This is a genomic window from Leucobacter holotrichiae (genome assembly GCF_055791005.1).
In genome coordinates this window covers 117,604-135,430 of record NZ_JBVUAC010000004.1, presented here as the reverse complement: position 1 = coordinate 135,430, position 17,827 = coordinate 117,604, and the positions used below count along the sequence as shown (strand labels likewise).

The following is a 17,827-nucleotide window of genomic DNA, read 5'->3' as shown; positions in this document are numbered from 1 at the left end:
TCCGAAGGAGCAGCCTCGTGTCCTCAACCCCCAAGATCGTCACCCTCGGCACGGCTGGCGGGCCCCGCTGGTGGACGCCGCTCACCGCGGAGTCGCGCTTCGGCATCTCGACAGCGGTCGTCATCGGGGACCGCAGCTACCTCGTCGATGTCGGCGTCGGTGCAGGGCGCCAGTTCACCCGAGCGGGTCTCGAGATGGATTCGCTCGGCGGCGTCTTCCTCACCCATCTCCACTCCGACCACACGACCGACCTCGTCAACCTCGCACTCTTCGGCATGTTCGGCTTCACCCGCGAGCGCACCCCGGTGCCGATCATCGGCCCCGGGAACCGCGGCATGCTTCCCCCGGTCTCCCCCCGAGCCGCCGGTCCGGTCGAACCGGTCTCCCCTTCCCTTCCAACGCCTGGCACCGCGGATATGTTCCGCCTCCTCATGGAGGCTCACGCGACCGACCTCAACGATCGGGTGCTCGACGCCCTTCGCCCGTCCCCCCTCGATCTGTTCCGGGCTCAGGACATCGAGATCCCCGAGGGCATCGGATACCACCCCAACGACAACATGACGCCCGATATGGCGCCGTTCACCGTGTTCGAGGATGATCGTGTGCGCGTCGACGCGATCCTCGTGGAGCACCCGCCCATCGCCCCGGCCTTCGCGTACCGCTTCACCACCGATGAGGGATCGGTCGCGATCTCAGGGGATACCGCGAAGACCGCCAACATGGCGCGCCTCGCCGAGAACGTGGACCTGCTGCTGCACGAGGCCATCAGCTTCGAATGGGTCGAGGAACTGTACGGCGGCAGCGCCGACAGCACCGGTCAGGCCTCGAAGGATCACCACTACAAGTCGCACACCTCCGTCGCGGAGGCGGCCGACATCGCGCTCGAGGCGGGTGCCCGCCGGCTCGCGATCCACCACCTCGTTCCCGGCCACCTGCCCATCGAGGCCTGGCGCCGCACCGCGGCGCACGCAGCCGTCGACGTGCTGATCCCGAACGATCTCGACGTCATCGAGTTCGCCCGAACCACCTCCCCCATCTGAACGCCCGCACACGAAAGAAGTCAAAGATGACTCCCCCATCCTCGGACCCCGCCCTCGAACAGCCGACCGCGGCTTCGTCGACCACCAACAGCGACGGCACGCAGATCTCGATGACGACGAAGGACATGCGTCGCGTCATCGCCTCGAGCTTCATGGGCTCGATGATCGAGTTCTACGATTTCATCCTCTACGCCACCGCGGCGAGCATCGTCTTCGGCAAGGTGTTCTTCTCGAACCTGCCCCCGGGATTCGACGTGCTCGCATCGTTCGCGACCTTCGCCGTCGGCTACCTCGCCCGCCCGCTCGGCGGTATCGTCTTCGGCCACTTCGGCGACAAGTACGGGCGCAAGAACGTGCTGATCCTCTCGATGCTCATGATGGGCATCGCCTCGATCATCATGGGCCTGCTCCCGTCGACGGCGACGATCGGCATCGCCGCTCCCGTCATCCTGGTGCTCCTGCGCATCGTGCAGGGCGTCTCCGTCGGCGGCGAGTGGGGAGGTGCCGTGCTCATCGCGCTGGAGCACGCGCCGAAGAAGAGCAGGGGGCTCGCCGCAGGGCTCGCGAACGCCGGAGGACCGGTCGGCGCCGTCCTGGCGACCCTCATGCTCGGCCTCTTCTCCAACCTGCCGGAGGACCAGTTCCTCACCTGGGGCTGGCGCGTGCCCTTCCTGCTGAGCGTGGTGCTGCTCGTCGTCGGGCTCGTCATCCGCCTCCGCGTCGCGGAGACCCCGATGTTCCAGAAGCTCGAGGAGGAGGGCGCGAAGAAGCGCGCACCCATCGTCGACGTGCTGCGTCATCACTGGCGCACCGTGCTCGTCGCGCTCGTGGCCGTGCTCGCGTTCACCGCCACGCAGGGACTCATGACCGTGTGGGGCGTCTCGGAATCCGTCGCCGCCGGCGCCGATCCGACCGGGGTGCTGAACTGGAAGGCCGTCGGCGCGGTCACGACCGTCGTCATCGCGATCTTCGCGGCCAGGCTCAGCGACAGGCTCGGCCGCCGCACCGTCATCATCGCGGGCTGCGCCCTCGGCGTGGTGCTCGCCTTCCCCATCATCTCCCTGCTGCAGACCGGCACGGTCTGGGGATTCGCGGTCGCGATCATCCTCGGCAACGGATTCGTGCAGGGCATCGTCTACGGTCCGATGGCAGCGTTCGTCGCGGAGCAGTTCCCGACGCAGCTCCGCTTCACGGGGGCCTCCGCCGCCTATCAGACGGCGTCGACGCTCGGCGCGGGCTTCTCGCCGATCATCGCGACGAGCCTCGTCATCGGGATGTCGGCCACCTGGCCCGTGGCGGTCTTCTGGATCGCGGTGCTCGTGCTCGCGGCGCTCGCGGTCTTGATCACGCCCGAGGGCAAGGACCGGAAGATCCACTGAGTCGGGCGGTTCGGTGAGCGCGGTGCACGCGGAAACGCGGAGTCCCGAATGGCTGCTTCCGGAATCCGGGAAGCAGCCATTCGGGACTCCGCGTTGATCGTCTGGGGAAGATGCCGCTGGGGGCCGGCCCGGGGCGGCTACCGCACCGACGCGCGGCGCATCGCGAACCAGGTGCCGATGAGCGCGACCAGCATGATCACGACCGAGACGAGGCCGACCCACCCGAAGCTCAGGCCCGCGAAGATCTCTCCGAGTCGCGGCGCGATCGCGAGCAGCGTCAGAGCGAGAACGAGACCGAGGGCGAGACCCATGATGAGCGGCCCCTTCGGTCCGAAGCGCACCCACACCGCCCCGAACACCCCGCCGATGGTGAGGAAGAACAGCGTGCCGACGAACGCCGCACCGAAGAGGATGGCGGGGTTGCCCTCGCCGAGCACGTAGGTGTCGAGCACGTAGATGCCCAGGAACCAGTGGTTCGTCACGAGCTCCACCCCGAGCAGCACGAGCAGCAGCACCGCTACGTACAGCGACTGCACCGCGTTCGCGAGCACCGTACCCAGAATGAAGTTGCGGCGCGTCGCCCCGAGCGCGAGCCCGAAGGGATAGGTCGTGGCCACGGCCTGCACGCCGTAGTAGACGAGGAAGCCGGGCAGCGACCAGAGCACCGACGAGTTGTAGCGGGCACTCGCGATGTACTCGGCCGAGTGCACGTCGAGGCTGCCGGCTCGCTGGATCGCGAGCTGGATGACGATCGACACCACCATCACGATGGCGAGGATCAGCGGCGGCGTCATGGCATAGGTGCCCAGCTTGTTGAGGTGCAGCCTGGTCACCTTGACGATGCGGTTCATGATGCGCTCCTTCCGGTGAGCGGCGAGACGGTGGCGAGTTCGGGATCGGCCCCTGTTTCGGCGTCCGCGAGGTCTCCGAGCCCGTAGGCGGCGACGAGGTCCTGCAGCGAGACCGGCGTGATCTCGAGGCCGTCGGCTGCGGCCGCGCCGCGATCCGCGTCTCCGAGCACACCCTCGATGACTGCGGTGCCGAGGCCGCCGATGGTGCGGCGGGACAGGGCTCGGCGATCCCGAGCGAACTCCTCCACCGCGGCGGCCTTGCCGGCCACCTGATAGGCCCCGCCGCGTAGCTCGTCGACGTCGGCGTGCCGCACCACGCGCCCCTGGTCGAGCACGATGACGCGCTCGAGCAGGCGGTCCATCTCATCGATGAGGTGCGTCGAGAGGATGATGGTGCGCGGATGCGCGGAGTAGTCGCGCAGCAGCTCGTCGTAGAAGATGCTGCGGGCGGTGGCGTCGAGGCCCAGGTAGGGCTCGTCGAAGAAGGTGATGGGCGAGCGCGAGGCGAGACCGAGCACGATGCCGAGCGCCGAGAGCTGGCCGCGCGAGAACTTCTTCACAACGGGCTTCGTCGGGATGCGGAACAGGTCGATCAGCCGGTCGGCGACTTCCTGCGACCAGTTGGGGTAGAAGATCGCCGCCGCCCGCACGGCGTGCTTCAGCTTGTAGTCGTCGGGGTAGCGCTGGTTGTCGCGCACGAAGCACATCTGCTCGATGATGTCGGCGTGCTCGAAGGGAGCGCGGCCGTTCACGCTGACGGTGCCGGCGCTGGGGCGATCCTGTGCCGTGATGAGCGACATGAGCGTCGTCTTGCCGGCGCCGTTGCGCCCGAGCAGGCCCGTGATGACGCCGGGTTCGATGTCGAGGGTGACGTCTTCGAGCGCGGTCGCGCCCCGGTAGCGGCGGGTGAGGCCGCGCGTCTGGATGGCTGGTGCGGTCATTGTTCTTCCTTCGCTTGCTGCGCCGCGGGATGCGCGACGACTTGCGGCTCGATTTGCTGCTCTGTTCGCAGCCCGGCTTGCGGCTGGGCGGCCTCCGGGCCCGCCTGCGGACCGGCGGCCTGCTGCTCGATGAGCCCGACGACATCGCGGGCGTCGAGGCCGAGATTGCGGGCCTCGGCGAGCAGCGGCACGATGAATCGCTGCACGAACGCCTGCTGGCGTTCGCCCGCGATGAGGGACCTGGCGCCGGGGGCGACGAACATGCCGATGCCGCGGCGCTTGTAGAGCACACCGCGCTCGACGAGCAGGTTCAGCCCCTTGCCCGCGGTGGCCGGGTTGATGCGCAGGTGCGCGGCGAGCTCGTTGGTGGAGGGCACCTGCTCCTCCTCGCCGTAGACCCCCCGCAGCACGTCGTCGGCGATGCGATCGGCGAGCTGCTGGAAGATCGGGCGCGTGTCGTCGAACACCGGCGCCTCCGTTCTCTGCGGTGCGGTGGTGGATTCGGGATCCTCACCGCGCTTCCCTGGTTCATTACTTCACTAATGAACCTACGAGCCGCGGCGGCGATTGTCAACCCTCGAGTATCGACAGCGCCCAGCACCCCCCCAGGGGAGGCGAGGGGGGCGAGCGCAGGGGCGCGGCGCGCCCAGGAACGCCGCAGCGCAGCTAGAGCGCTCGCACCGAACCGCGCTCGATGAGAGGCATCGGCAGCCGCACGCTCTCGGCGCGCCGATCGCCGAGCAGCATCTCGACGCCCAGCCGGCCCATCTCCTCATAGGGCAGGCGAGCGGTCGTGAGCCCCGGCCTGAGGTACGCGGCGAGCTCCTCGTCGTCGAAGGAGACGATCGAGAGGTCGTCGGGGATGCGCAGCCCCCGTTCGGCCGCAGCCTGGTAGATGCCGAACGCCACGTTGTCGTTGCCCGCGATGACCGCCGTCAGTTCGGGGCGCTCGTCGAGCAGGCGCCCGCCGTACTCGTACCCGACTTCCGGCGACCACCCGGGAATGTCGACCCGGGCCGGCTCGATCCCCTCTCCCGCGAGCGCGGAGGTGATACCGGCGAAGCGGTCGCGGATCGTCGCGGAAGCGGTGAGCGCGGTCATCTCCCCGGGGAGATCGCCCACGATGCCGATCCGGCGATGCCCCCGCGCCACGAGATAGCGGGCCACCGCCTTCCCCGCCAGGCGCTCGGCCGGCAGCACGCAGGGGCGACCGTCGGGGGAAGCCCCGTTGACCAGCACGATCGGCAGCTGCCCCGGCGTCGGCGGCACCTCGATGACCCGGGCGGCCATGAGCCCGATGAGCAGGCCGTCGACTCGGCGATTCACCATCTCCTCGACGGCCTCCGACAGCCCGCCGCCCCGACCGGTCTCGCTCATGAGCACCGTACGGCCGTGGGCGCGCGCAGCCTCGAGCACGCCCCCGATCATGGCGGAGGCGTAGCGCGTGAGCGTCACCTGATCGGAGACGAACCCGATCGTGCGGGTCTTCCCCAGCCTCAGGCTCTGGGCCGCCGGGTTGGGCCGATAGCCCAGTTCGGCGGCGGCTGCGCGAACCCGCTCGACCGCCTCGGCGGAGAGGCGGGAGCCGGGGCGATCGTTCAGGATCAGACTGACGGCGGCCGGAGACATCTCCGCCCGGCGCGCGACATCGGCGAGTGTGGGGCGGCGGGACGAGGCTTCGGCCACGGCTTCTCCTCACTCCGATGCGCGCCCGGTGCGGCGCTGCCTCCAAGATACCGGCGCTGCCACCACGATACCGGGGGCCGATGCGCGGAGCGAGCCCGCTTGGGGGCCGGATGACGGGTCGCCCCCTCGGACAGCACGCCCGCGAAAACATTGACCGCCCGCGCACCGGTGTGCTACTTTTCCCATGCTAAATCCTTTTAGCACCGAAACAACCCGATTTTGCACGTCCCACCCGAGCAGGGTCGCCCGGATCGGACCGGAGACCGACGGAGGTCCACACCGTGGCAATCAACACGCGCCTGTTCAGGAACGGCGCCTATCTGCAGAGCTCGACAACGCTGTTCGTGTTCTTCGCCGGCTGGGGCATCTGGTGGTCGTTCTTCGCGGTCTGGCTCGACAAGGGCCTCGGCCTGAGCGGCGGGCAGATCGGCACCGTCTACTCGGTCAACTCGCTCACGACGATCGCCGTCATGTTCCTCTACGGCATGGTGCAGGATCGCCTGAGCCTCAGGCGGCACCTGGTCATCCTGTCGTCGGCCGTGATGGCGAGCCTCGCGCCGTTCGTACTGTTCGTCTACCAGCCGCTGCTGCAGAACGAGGGCACGTTCTACGCCGGCGTCGCGGCCGGCGCGATCTTCCTGCCGTTCGGCTACACCGCAGCGGTCGGCCTGCTCGAGGCGTTCTCGGAGCGCATGAGCCGCACCTACGGCTTCGAGTACGGGCAGGCCCGCGGCTGGGGCTCGCTCGGCTACGGCATCGCCGCGCTCTTCACCGGCTTCATCTTCACGATCAACCCTGCGATCAACTTCTTCCTCGGCTCGGCCCTGGGCATCATCTGCCTGCTCGTGCAGATCTTCTGGAAGACCGACCACGTGCCCCTCGCGCCCGGCCACGTGTCGCACCCGTCGACACCGGGCCTGCGGGAGATGGCGTCCGTGCTGAAGATGAAGAATCTGTGGGTGGTCATCGGTTTCGTGATCTTCAGCTGGACCTTCTACAACCTCTACGACAACCAGATGTTCCCGAACTTCTACGCCGGCCTGTTCGAGAACGAGGACGTCGGCATCCACACCTACGGCGTGCTGAACTCGGTGCAGGTGTTCGCCGAGGCGGGCTGCATGATGCTCGTCCCGATCCTCATGAGGCGGGTCGGCGTGCGCAACATCCTGCTCCTCGGCGTCTCCGTCATGTGCCTGCGCATCCTCGGCTCGGCCGTCTTCACGGACCCGATCATCGTGTCGATCGTGAAGATGTTCCACGCCATCGAGGTGCCCCTGTTCATCCTCGGCATCTTCCGCTACCTCACCCTGCACTTCAACGCTGCGCTCTCAGCCACGCTGTACCTGGTCGGTTTCGAGGTCTCGGCCCAGCTGGGCAATACGATCTTCGCGATCCCCTTCGGGTACATCCGTGACGTGCTCGGGTTCCAGCCCACGTTCTTCGTGATCGCCGGCGTGGTCGCGTGCGCGGGCATCTGGGCCTTCTTCGCGCTGAAGAAGGACGATCAGGACGTCGAGGGTGATCCGTTCATCCGCGCCGGTCGCTCGGGCGTGACCGGGGTCATCAAGACGGTGCAACAATAGCGTGAGCCTCAGCACCGCGACGGAGACTCCCGCCCGCGCCGCGCTCAAGCGCACGCCGGCGGGGGTCTCTTCGCGTGCAGTGGACGTCGGCTCGCCCTTCCGAACACCCGATCCAGAAGCCGGAGACATGAACAGCCTGCACTTCGCTCCCCGTCGCAACTGGACGAACGATCCGAACGGCTTGGTCTTCCACAAGGGCCGCTACCACCTCTACTTCCAGCACAATCCGATCGGCATCGACCACCGCAATATGAGCTGGGGGCACGCGTCGAGCGCCGACCTGATCCACTGGGAGGAGCACCCGGTCGCGATCGAGTTCGATGAGGCCGAGGAGATCTTCTCGGGTTCGATCGTCGTCGACGCCGAGAACACCTCCGGACTCGGCACGGTCGCGGATCCCGCGCTCATCGCGATCTACACCTCGGAGGCGAGGGATCGCGACCACGAGGCGCAGTCCCTCGCGTTCAGCCTGGACGACGGCATGACGTGGACCAAGTATGCGGGCAACCCCGTGCTGGATCGGACCTCGGCGCACTTCCGCGACCCGAAGGTGATCCGCTGGGAGGGCCACGAGGAGTCGTACTGGGTGATGCTGGCCGTGGAGGCCGAGGATCGCCAGGTGCTGTTCTACCGCTCGGACGACCTGCTGACGTGGACGCACCTGTCGTCGTTCGGCCCGCAAGGCGCGGTCGGAGGGGTCTGGGAGTGCCCGGACCTGTTCCCGCTGCGAATCGAGGGCACGGACGAGACCCGCTGGGTGCTGCTCGTGAGCCTCAATCCGGGCGGGATCGCCGGCGGCTCGGGCACGCAGTACTTCGTCGGCGATTTCGACGGCCGGGTATTCACCCCGCACGAGCGCTTCCCCGCGGCCCTGCCCGACGACGAGACCGGCATGCGCGCACTCGACTGGCTCGACTACGGTCGCGACTGCTACGCCGGCGTGAGTTTCGCCGGGCTGCCCGAGGATCGCCGCACCCTGATCGCCTGGATGAGCAACTGGGACTACGCGCGCGTCTTCCCGTTCGACCCGGAGCGCCCCGCGCGCGGACGGTTCACACTGCCGCGCCGGCTGTCGCTCGTGGCCGGCGACGGTCGCTCGCAGCTGCGCCAGACCCCGGTCGCACCCGCAGTGCGCGAGGTCGCCCGCTTCGAAGATCTCGAGGTGTCGACTCCCGTCTCGATCCCGACTCCGGCCGGGCAGCGCGTCGAGCTCGCTGTCGCCCTCCACGATGCTGCGGGTTTCTCGATCCGCCTGGAGGGGGACGAGGATCGCGTGCTCGAGATCTCCTACGACGTCGCGGCGCAGCAGCTCAGCTGCGACCGCCGCGGATCCTCCGCAGGCTTCCCCGAGGGGTTCGCGAGCGTGCAGCGGATGCCAGTCGCGGCGGATTCCGAGCTCAGCCTCACCCTGTGGCTCGACGAGAGCTCGGTGGAGATCTACGCCGAGGGCGGGGCACGGGTGCTGACCGACCTCGTCGGCGTGCTGCGGGCGCCGGTCATGCGGGTCACCAGCGGCGGCGGCAGCGGCAGCGGCAGCGGCAGCGGCAGCGGCAGCGGCAGCGGCAGCGTGACGATCCGGCGCCTGATCATCTCCGAGGTCGCGGAATGACGGATCGAACGCCCTGCGGGCCCGCGGCTCTCGTAGTCGGCGAAGCACTCATCGACATCGTGCGACACGACGACGCCGTCGAAGAGCACGTCGGCGGCAGCCCCGCCAACGTCGCCATCGGCCTCGCCCGCCTGGAGCACCCCGTTCGGCTGCTCACACGGCTCGGCCTCGACGCGCACGGCCGCCGGATCGCGGACGCACTCGGGCGAGAAGGGGTCGAACTGCTCGAGCAGAGCCGGGGCGACGGTCCCACCTCGACGGCGCGCGCCCGGATCTCGGCCGACGGCAGCGCGGAATACACCTTCGACATCGACTGGCGGTTGCAACCGTGCGATCCCGGCCCCGTGGCCCTCGTGCACACGGGATCGATCGCGCTCTTCCTGGAACCGGGCGGATCGCAGGTGCTCGAACTCCTCGAGAGTCTCGCGGGTTCCGCCCTTATCACGCTCGACCCGAACATCCGGCCCTCGCTGCTCGGCGGTCACGCCGAGGCGCTGCGCCGATTCGAGCGCGCGGCCGCGACGGCCGACCTCGTGAAGCTCAGCGACGAGGACGCCGAATGGCTCTACCCGACCTTCCCCCTCGAGGAGATCGCCGAGCGAGTGCGGCGGCTCGGGCCGAGCGTCGCCGTGATCACGCTCGGGGGCGAGGGGGCGCTGGCATCGTCCTCGGCGGGCAATGTGCGTGTGCCGGCGCGAGCGGTCGAGGTGGTCGACACGATCAGCGCCGGGGACTCGTTCATGGCGAGCCTCGCATCGAGCCTGCTCGAGCGCGGCCTCACCGACGTGATCGCAGCACTGCCCGAGGTGCTGGACCGCGCCGCCCACGCGGCGGCGATCGCGGTCTCGGTCGCCGGAGCGAACCCACCGCGCCGGGTGCAGCTCGAGGCGTAGGCCTAACCGCACTCCCGCCGCCCCGCGGCTCCGCCCCCCTGCGCGCCGGAGGAGTCGCAGGATCCGTTCACCGCTGTAGACCTCTCGCACAGTTGTAGATCTCCCGAGCGGTCCGGGAGGTCTACAGCTGTGCGAGAGGTCTACGTCGGCGGCGGGCAGGATTACGACCTTGCAACAACCCCAGCGAACTACATCGCTGTAATTATCCACAGGTAGGGGTGTGCGCTGTGGGGAACAGGGCACCCGGATTCGCAGCGGGCCTACCCCGAGACCCGTTCTACCGCGGAATCACGCGCCTCCCAGCTTTCCACAGGGGTGAATTACATCGCTGTAATTATCCACAGGCACTCTCAGATCATCCCGAGCTCCATGGCGCGGATCACCGCGCGGGTACGGTCGGAGACTCCGAGCTTCTCGAAGACGTGCAGCAGGTGCGTCTTCACGGTCGACTCCCCGATGAACAGGCGCTGCGCGATCGCAGGGTTGCTCAGGCCTTCGGCCACGAGCGCGAGGATCTCGGCTTCCCGAGCCGTCAGGCGCGGCGAGGCGTCGCCGCCCGAGCCGGCGGCCTCGGACGCCCCTCCCTCGTCCGGCTCTCCTCCATCCCGCTCGCGCGCGGTCCCGCGGGCGGCGAGCGCCAGAGCCGACGCGACCGAGGGGGCGAGCACCGTCTGCCCGGCGGCCACCGCGCGCACACCCGCCGCCAGCTCCTCCGCGGGAGCAGCCTTCACGAGGTACCCTCCGGCGCCCGCCTCGATCGCCGCGAGAATCTGATCGTCGTCCTCGTAGGTCGTGAACACGAGCACCCGCACCGGACGACCGGCTGCGCATCCGCGCCCACCCGCCGATCCATCGCCATCGGAGGCCGCGGGACCGTCCGCCGACCCGCCGCCATCGGAAGACCTCCGACCGGCTGCGGAACCGCGATGCTCCGCGATCAACCGGGTCGCCTCGACCCCGCCCATGCCCGGCATGCGCAGGTCCATGAGCACGACGTCGGGCTGGGCCTCGCCTATGAGCTCCAACGCTTCCTCACCCGACGAGGCCTCCGCGACCACCTCGAAGTCGGGCTCGGTATCGAGCAACCCCACGATGCCCGCACGCACGATGGGGTGGTCGTCGACCACCATCACTCGGATCATGATGCCCCGCCTCTCTGCTGAGCCTCGTCCTGCATACCGTGCCGCGCCTCATCCCGCGCCCCGGGCCGGATTGCGCCCTGTTCCCCGCGCTGCACCTCGGCCCCGGCGTCGATCCGCACCTCGAGGCGCGCGCCGCCGAGCGGCGACTCCCCGAACGCGACCGCGCCGCCCACCCCGCGAACCCGATCGGCGAGGCCGCTGAGCCCGAACCCGGCGGTCGCCGAACCTCTGGCCGCCTGGAATCTCTGCGCTTCGGCGAGACCGTCCTCGCCGGCCGAAGCCGCCGCACCCGGCGGCCCCACACCGTCGTCGTCCACGCACAGCAGTGCGCCGCCTCCCGGCTGCGCCTCGAGACGCACCCGAACCCTCGACGCATGCGCATGCCTGCGCGCGTTCGCCAGCCCCTCCTGCGCCGCGCGCAGCAGCACGACCTGCCGCTCTCGATCCAGCTGCACGGGCTCGAGTTCGCACTCCACGTCGAGGCCGGCGTCGGCCCGCAGTCGGCCCACCACACGCGAGATCGCAGCCTCGAGTCCGCCGTCGCCGAGCGGCTGCGTGGTCGCGACCAGGGCGCGGGCCTCGCCCACCGCCTCCCGGGCCGCCGAGTCGACACGGGCGAGGCGATCCCGCGCCCGAGCTGTGTCTCCCGCGGCGAGCGCGCGATCCGCCTGCTCGCTCAGCATCACGAGGCCGGCCAGCGTCTGCGTCAGCGTGTCGTGCAGCTCGCGCGACAACCGCTCTCGCTCAGCCGACGCACCCGCCTCCTGCGACAGCTCGGCGACCTCCGCCTGCGAAGCGCGCAGGCGCTCCGCCAACTCGCGGTATCGCTCGCCCTGAGCGAAGATCCGCGTGATCCACGTGCCCATCACGACCGCGAACACGAACGACAGCGGGCCCGAGAACATCGCGCTGAGCAGCCCCGCTCCGGGGCTCACGACCGCGATCCCCGCGAACATCGACGCGCCCACGGTCACCGCGACGCCGGCGCTCCACAGCACCGCGTCGCGGTAGCGGGCGACCAGGGTCCACACCATCGGATACGCGAGCGCCTGCAGCAACGCGAACATCGGCTCCGTGAAGACCGCCCAGCCGATCGCCACGAGCAGCAGCCACCGGAACACCGTGCCCGGAGCGCCGACCACCTCGTCGAGCATCGCCCGCCGCAGCGCCGTGCGCCCGACGGCGCAATACAGAACGGCGAACCCGGCGAGCGGCGCCAGCAGCAGGCCCCGGCGCGCCGCCACCTGCATATCGCCCGCCCACAGCGGGGAGGGGTCGTGCACCAGGAACTGCACCATCAGCACCAGCACGGCGAGCATCATCGCGACGCCGAGGTCCCACCACAGCACGACGGAGCCCGCGGGCCTCTCGGCGGTCGTCTGCTCGCGCTGCGTGTTCATGGATTCACCTTCTCATGCCCCTGCGACACTCATGCCCCGGTGACACTCATGGCCGCCGCGAGATCCTGCGGAGCCGGAACCGACCGCCCCGGGCTCACGTGCGCCGCTGCCACTTGAAGGTGAGGAGGCTGAGCACCAGACCCACCGCGAGCCACGCCGCGAGCAGCAGGGCGACAAGGCCCAGATCCCAGCTCCCCGAGGGCTCCATCGCAGCGAAGCTCTCGGGCAGGAACACCGAGCGCATCCCCTGCGCGAGCCACTTCAGCGGGAACACCGATGCGACGTTCTGCAGCCACTCCGGCAGCATCGTGAACTGCAGGTACACGCCCGAGATGAACTGCAGCAGCAGCACGATGGGCAGCACCACGGCGGTCGCGCTGCGCGACGAGCGCGGCACCGCCGAAAGTGCGATCCCGAGCAGCGTCATGGTCGCGATCCCGAGCAGGAACAGCCATGCGAAACGCAGCCACAGCCCCGGCTCCGAGGGCAGCTCGACGCCCAGCACGAGCGCCGCGAAGGCGAGCAGCAGCGCGAGCTGCGCAAGCGAGGTGAGCAGGATCATGCCGGCCTTGCCGATGAAGTACGACACCGGCGAGATGGGTGTGCCTCCGAGCCGCCGCAGCCATCCCTCGCCCTTCTCGCGCGCGATGTCCACCGCGAGGTTCTGCACGCCGGTGAGCAGCACACCGGCCGCGACCATGCCGGGCAGATAGTACGCGGCCATCGTGACTCCGGGCGCGATCTCCCCCATCGACTCGAAGGCGACGCCGAAGATGCCCAGCATCATGATGGGGAAGAGGAAGGTGAAGAAGACGGTGTCCGGCGCGCGGTAATAGGCGCGCAGCTCGAGCGAGATCGACGCGAGGCCGGCCCGCAGCACGCCGGGGGCTCCGGAGCGGCGGGGGGATCGCGGATCGCCCATCGCGCGCGACACTGCGTCGGCGGGGGCGGTTGCTGGGATGGTCATCGTTCCGCTCCGTTCGTGGTCACTGGGGTCTTGCCCTGAGGTCGGGTGCTCGGGCGCTCATGCCCGGGGTGCTGCGGCCGGTCGCTCCGATCTCCCGGCGGCTCCTCACCCGCATCGCGCTGGGAGTGCTCGATGAGCCCCAGATAGATCTGCTCGAGCGACGGTCGCCGCACCTCGAGGTCGGCGGGCTCCCAGCCCGGCAACCCCGCCGCCGCGGCCTCCTCGCAGAGCTGCGCGACGAGCCGACCCGGCGCCTCGGTGCGCTCCCGGCGCCGGACCCCGGACGCGTCGCGCCACACCACTTCGGGCACGCGCGCCCCCGCACCGCCGAGTTCGGCGGGAGGGGCCTCGGCCACGATCCGCCCTCCCGACAGCACCCCGACGCGGTCGGCGAGGTGCGCCGCCTCATCGAGGTAGTGGGTGGTGAGCAGGATCGCGGTGCCCTCGCCCGTAAGGCCCGCGAGCATGTCCCAGAATCGGCGCCGCGCCTCGGGGTCGAAGCCGGTGGTCGGCTCATCGAGGAACAGCAGCTCGGGCCGCCCGACGATCCCGAGCGCCACATCGAGCCGCCGCTGCTGCCCGCCCGAGAGCTTCGTCGCGCGCTTGCCGGCGTGCTCTGTAAGCCCGACCAGTTCGAGCACCTCGTCGGTGCCGCGCGGGGCGGGGTAGAGCGCGCCGAAGTGCGCGACGAGCTCGCGGGGCGTGTACGGGCCGAGATCGCCCGTGTTCTGCGCGACGATGCCGATCCTCGACCGCCACGACCGGGGCGCGCTCAGCGGCTCCTCGCCCAGCACGCTGACCTCGCCCGAGTCGGGGCGCCTGATCCCCTCGAGGATCTCGATGGTGGTGCTCTTGCCGGCGCCGTTCGGTCCCAGCAGAGCGTAGGTCTCGCCCGCGGCGATGTCGAGGTCGATGCCCGCGAGCACGGTCTGCTCCCGATACCGCTTCGCGAGCCCGCGCACCCTGATCGCCTCGGATGAGCGCTCTCGGTTCAGATGCTGATTCATACTGCCAGTCTGGAGCGGGAGGCCGGGTTCGGGCAGCGACCGGTGGAGGGATCTTCGCGGGGCGGCGCATCCACCGATCGGTGGATGCCGACGGGCGGACCCGCTCCCGCTCCCCCTCCCCCTCCCTCCCCTTGCCCTCCCCCGCGAGACTGCCCATTCGTATCGAGCCGGCCCGGAATGTGCGCGAATCATGGGACGGCTCGCAAAAAACGGGACGGCTCGCGAGGGGCGGGCTCGGGCAGGGAGTGCGGGCGGAGCGCGGGCTGGGTACGGGGGCACCAGGAGTGCCCCAGGGCATAAGCTGAAGCGGTGACCGCCGATACCAGCACCCCCGTCATCTCCTTCGCCTCGGACAACTGGGCGGGCGCCCACCCCGAGGTGATCGACGCGATCGTGTCGGCCAACGCCGGCCACGCGCCCGCGTACGGCGGCGACCCCTGGACCGCGCGCTTCCAAGACCTCGCCCGCCGGCTCTTCGGCGACGACGCCGAGGCGTTCCCGGTGCTGAGCGGCACAGGCGCAAACGTGCTCGCCTTGCAGGCCGCGCTACCGCGGTGGGGCGCGGTGATCTGCGCGGCTGCGGCGCACATCAACACCGACGAGACGGGCGCCCCCGAGAAGACGGGCGGGATCAAGCTGCTGCCGGTCGAGGCTCCCGACGGCAAGCTCACCCCCGAGCTGGTGGAGCGCGAAGCGTGGGGCTGGGGTAATGAGCACCGGGCCGAGCCGCTAGCGGTCTCGATCACTCAGGCGACCGAGCTGGGCACCTGCTACGCGCCCGACGAGATCCGGGCGCTCGCCGATCAGGCCCACGAGCACGGCATGCTGCTGCACCTCGACGGTTCGCGGCTCGGCAACGCGGCGGCGAGCCTGGGGCTCACGCTGCGCGAGCTGACGACCGACGCGGGCGTCGACCTGCTGAGCCTGGGCGGAACGAAGAACGGGCTGATCGGCGCCGAAGCCGTCGTGGTGCTGCGGCCCGGATCCGCCCCGGGCCTCCGCTATCTGCGCAAGATGAACCTGCAGCTGGCCTCGAAGATGCGCTTCGTCTCGGCGCAGCTGCTCGCGCTCTACGAGGGGGATCTGTGGCTGCGCTCGGCGAGCCACGCGAACGCGATGGCGGCGCGCCTCGCCGCTGGAATCGAGGAGCTCTCGGCCGCGGGCTCGACGCCGGGGATGCGGGTCGCGTACCCCGTCGAGTCGAACGCGGTCTTCGCCGCCCTGCCGGCCGAGACGGCCGAGCGGTTGCAGTCCGGTTTCGCCTTCGGCGCGTGGCCCACGGAGCCGGGGCTCTACCGGCTCATGTGCGCGTTCGACACGCGCCCCGAGGACGTCGACGCGCTGCTCGCCGCGCTCGCGGAGGGCTGAGGAGGCGGATCGGATCGCGGCGCTCCCGCCCCACCCCTCGCCCCCTCGCCTCCCCTGCATCCTAACCGCACCGATCGACCTCCGAGCACCTTCTTCACGCGAGATAAGGTGCTGCTACGCCGATCGGTGCGCGAGGATACGCGTAGACGCTCCTTACACTCCCACCCCGCCGAAGACGAGCCTGGCCGCGATGACCAGCATGATCACGGCCACGATCCAGTCGAGCACCTGCCATGACCGCGGCGTCGCGAAGAAGCGGGTGAGCGCCCGCGCCCCGTACCCGAGCACGAAGAACCACACGATGCTCGCGAGCGCGCCGCCCGCTACGAACCACCAGCGGGCGGGGTCGCCCTGCGCGTTGCCGATGGACCCCATGAGCACCATCGTGTCGAGGTAGACGTGCGGGTTGAGGTAGGTGATCGCGAGACAGGCGAGGACCGTGCGCCTCAGGCTGCCCGCTCGCGATCCCGCATCTCCGTCGTCCGCGACGAGCGCCTCGGGCCGCATAGCCCTGCGCGCCGCCGACCACGCGTACCAGAGCAGGAACACGACTCCGCCCCAGCGCACGATCCCGAGCAGGATCGGCGCCCGCTCGATCACGAGGCCGATGCCGGCCACTCCGAGAGTCTCGAGCACCGCGTCGGTGAGCCCGCAGATGAGCACGACCGGCAGCACGTGCTCGCGGCGGATCCCCTGGCGCAGCACGAACGCGTTCTGGGCGCCGATCGCGACGATGAGGGAGAGGCCGCTGCCGGCGCCGACGAGGAGGGAGAGGATCACGCAGTCGACGTTACGGGCGCGGGGCTTCCACGCGCCACTTCAGGAGCGCTACAGTTTCTGAAGGAGCATAAGCAGTGCTTCAGACAGTGGGGTGATCCGGATCCGCGAGTCGTCCCGTACTTCGGAGCTCACCCGTATTTCGGGCCGGATCCCCGTGGAAGGATCCGAAAGAACGGTGAGATCCGAAGCTGTGACGGCGGGTCGGACGCCGCAGCAGGGAGGGGGCACCGTGGACCTGCCGGTCGAGCATCTCGCGACCTTCGCGGCCATCGCAGACGAGGGCAGTTTCGAGGGCGCGGCAAGACGCCTGCACATCACACCCTCCGCCGTGAGTCAGCGCGTACGCGCGATGGAGCAGCGCGTCGGATCGGTGCTGCTGCGCCGATCCCGCCCGGTCGAGACGACGGAGGCGGGAGCCGCCGTGCTCCGGGCTGCACGGCAGGTGGCGCGCGTGCTCGACGACGTCGCGGTCGAGCTGGGCGCGGGGCCCGCGGGCGGCACGCTGATCCCGGTCGTCGTCAACGCCGATTCGCTGGCGACCTGGTTCGTCCCCGCACTGGTGCGCGCGGCCCGCGAGACGGGCGCGAGGTTCGAGGTGCTGCGCGCCGACGAGACCGTATCGACCGAGCGGCTGCGCAGCGGCGAGGTCATGGCAGCGCTCACGGCGACCGCCGAGGCGGTGCCCGGGTGCACGTCGAGCCGCATCGGCGTCGACCGGTATCGGGCGGTGGCGTCACCGGAATTCGTCGCCGAGCATTTCCCGCACGGCGTCACGGCGGCCGCGCTCGAGGCCGCGCCGGTCGTCGAGTTCGACCGGCGCGACATGTTCCAGCAGCGCTTCATCGAGCGCGTCACCCGGGTCGCCATCGATCCGCCGCGCCATTTCGTGCCGTCCTCGGCCGAGTTCGCGCTCGCGGTCGAACTCGGGTTGGGCTGGGGCATGCTGCCCCACCTGCAGTGCGCCGACGCTCTCGCGGAGGGGCGCCTGGTCGAGCTGACGGCGGGGACCCCGTTCGAACTGCCCCTCTACTGGCAGAGGTGGAACCTGCGCTCCCCCGTGCTCGACCGACTCTCGGCCGTCGTCGCGGAGGAGGCCGCGGCCGCGCTGGATGTCGGCGGTGCGCGATAGCCTGGAGTGGCACTCGCTCAACCGCTCACTCGCACCACGGTGCCTCGACGAG

The 17,827-nt window shown here is 70.0% G+C and carries 16 protein-coding genes; 7 read left to right on the top strand and 9 right to left on the bottom strand.

Features of this window, described 5'->3' with window-relative positions; all coding sequences use genetic code 11:
• Window positions 1–17: 17 nt before the first annotated feature.
• Together AC0KXF_RS07250 and AC0KXF_RS07245 are read left to right on the top strand one after the other, a co-directional pair.
• Window positions 18–1,040 (top strand): MBL fold metallo-hydrolase, encoded by a 1,023-nt coding sequence (locus tag AC0KXF_RS07250; RefSeq protein ID WP_473108532.1) that lies wholly within the window; start codon window positions 18–20, stop codon window positions 1,038–1,040.
• 26 nt (window positions 1,041–1,066) lie between these two features.
• Window positions 1,067–2,419 carry an MFS transporter gene (locus AC0KXF_RS07245; RefSeq protein ID WP_473108531.1) on the top strand — a complete coding sequence of 451 codons (1,353 nt, stop codon included), beginning with the start codon at window positions 1,067–1,069 and terminating at the stop codon, window positions 2,417–2,419.
• Between the two features lie 137 nt (window positions 2,420–2,556).
• Here AC0KXF_RS07245 and AC0KXF_RS07240 read toward each other — a convergent pair whose 3' ends face one another.
• The 4 genes from AC0KXF_RS07240 to AC0KXF_RS07225 form a co-directional block, all read right to left on the bottom strand.
• A complete protein-coding gene (locus AC0KXF_RS07240) occupies window positions 2,557–3,270 on the bottom strand; it encodes a hypothetical protein (RefSeq protein WP_473108530.1) in 714 nt (237 codons plus the stop codon).
• Complete coding sequence (locus AC0KXF_RS07235; RefSeq protein ID WP_473108529.1) at window positions 3,267–4,211, bottom strand: ABC transporter ATP-binding protein; 945 nt, start codon at window positions 4,209–4,211, stop codon at window positions 3,267–3,269. Before AC0KXF_RS07235 ends, AC0KXF_RS07240 begins: the two co-directional genes overlap by 4 nt.
• Complete coding sequence (locus tag AC0KXF_RS07230) at window positions 4,208–4,678, bottom strand: GntR family transcriptional regulator (RefSeq protein WP_473108528.1); 471 nt, start codon at window positions 4,676–4,678, stop codon at window positions 4,208–4,210. The genes AC0KXF_RS07235 and AC0KXF_RS07230 overlap by 4 nt, the downstream gene beginning before the upstream one ends.
• Window positions 4,679–4,877: 199 nt before the next feature.
• On the bottom strand, window positions 4,878–5,897 hold the full coding sequence (locus tag AC0KXF_RS07225; protein ID WP_473108527.1) for a LacI family DNA-binding transcriptional regulator: 1,020 nt from the start codon (window positions 5,895–5,897) through the stop codon (window positions 4,878–4,880).
• A 281-nt stretch (window positions 5,898–6,178) separates the two neighbouring features.
• On the opposite strand from AC0KXF_RS07225, the gene AC0KXF_RS07220 reads away from it, so the two are divergent.
• From AC0KXF_RS07220 to AC0KXF_RS07210, 3 genes are read left to right on the top strand one after another with little or no spacing between them, the layout of a single operon-like run.
• Window positions 6,179–7,480, top strand: a complete 1,302-nt coding sequence (locus tag AC0KXF_RS07220) for an oligosaccharide MFS transporter (protein ID WP_473108526.1) — start codon at window positions 6,179–6,181, stop codon at window positions 7,478–7,480.
• Window position 7,481: 1 nt separating this feature from the next.
• Window positions 7,482–9,089 (top strand): glycoside hydrolase family 32 protein, encoded by a 1,608-nt coding sequence (locus AC0KXF_RS07215; protein WP_473108525.1) that lies wholly within the window; start codon window positions 7,482–7,484, stop codon window positions 9,087–9,089.
• On the top strand, window positions 9,086–9,982 hold the full coding sequence (locus tag AC0KXF_RS07210; RefSeq protein ID WP_473108524.1) for a carbohydrate kinase family protein: 897 nt from the start codon (window positions 9,086–9,088) through the stop codon (window positions 9,980–9,982). Before AC0KXF_RS07215 ends, AC0KXF_RS07210 begins: the two co-directional genes overlap by 4 nt.
• Window positions 9,983–10,332: 350 nt before the next feature.
• Here the strand turns inward: AC0KXF_RS07210 and AC0KXF_RS07205 are convergent, their stop codons facing one another.
• The 4 genes from AC0KXF_RS07205 to AC0KXF_RS07190 all read right to left on the bottom strand — a co-directional run bounded on the left by AC0KXF_RS07205 (window position 10,333) and on the right by AC0KXF_RS07190 (window position 14,498).
• Window positions 10,333–11,124, bottom strand: coding sequence for a response regulator (locus AC0KXF_RS07205; RefSeq protein ID WP_473108523.1), 792 nt, complete (start codon window positions 11,122–11,124; stop codon window positions 10,333–10,335).
• Window positions 11,121–12,524: a sensor histidine kinase gene (locus tag AC0KXF_RS07200; RefSeq protein ID WP_473108522.1), complete on the bottom strand. Its 1,404-nt coding sequence runs from the start codon at window positions 12,522–12,524 to the stop codon at window positions 11,121–11,123. Before AC0KXF_RS07200 ends, AC0KXF_RS07205 begins: the two co-directional genes overlap by 4 nt.
• A 94-nt stretch (window positions 12,525–12,618) precedes the next feature.
• Window positions 12,619–13,446, bottom strand: coding sequence for an ABC transporter permease (locus tag AC0KXF_RS07195; protein ID WP_473108629.1), 828 nt, complete (start codon window positions 13,444–13,446; stop codon window positions 12,619–12,621).
• Window positions 13,447–13,487: 41 nt separating this feature from the next.
• On the bottom strand, window positions 13,488–14,498 hold the full coding sequence (locus AC0KXF_RS07190; RefSeq protein ID WP_473108521.1) for an ABC transporter ATP-binding protein: 1,011 nt from the start codon (window positions 14,496–14,498) through the stop codon (window positions 13,488–13,490).
• Between the two features lie 309 nt (window positions 14,499–14,807).
• Here AC0KXF_RS07190 and AC0KXF_RS07185 point away from each other — a divergent pair, with 309 nt between their 5' ends.
• On the top strand, window positions 14,808–15,866 hold the full coding sequence (locus tag AC0KXF_RS07185) for a threonine aldolase family protein (RefSeq protein WP_473108520.1): 1,059 nt from the start codon (window positions 14,808–14,810) through the stop codon (window positions 15,864–15,866).
• 153 nt (window positions 15,867–16,019) lie between these two features.
• Here AC0KXF_RS07185 and AC0KXF_RS07180 read toward each other — a convergent pair whose 3' ends face one another.
• Entirely contained in the window at window positions 16,020–16,646 is a 627-nt protein-coding gene (locus tag AC0KXF_RS07180; protein ID WP_473108519.1) for a LysE/ArgO family amino acid transporter, read from the bottom strand.
• Window positions 16,647–16,821: 175 nt separating this feature from the next.
• Here AC0KXF_RS07180 and AC0KXF_RS07175 point away from each other — a divergent pair, with 175 nt between their 5' ends.
• Window positions 16,822–17,775: a LysR family transcriptional regulator ArgP gene (locus AC0KXF_RS07175; RefSeq protein WP_473108518.1), complete on the top strand. Its 954-nt coding sequence runs from the start codon at window positions 16,822–16,824 to the stop codon at window positions 17,773–17,775.
• The last annotated feature ends 52 nt before the right edge of the window (window positions 17,776–17,827 follow it).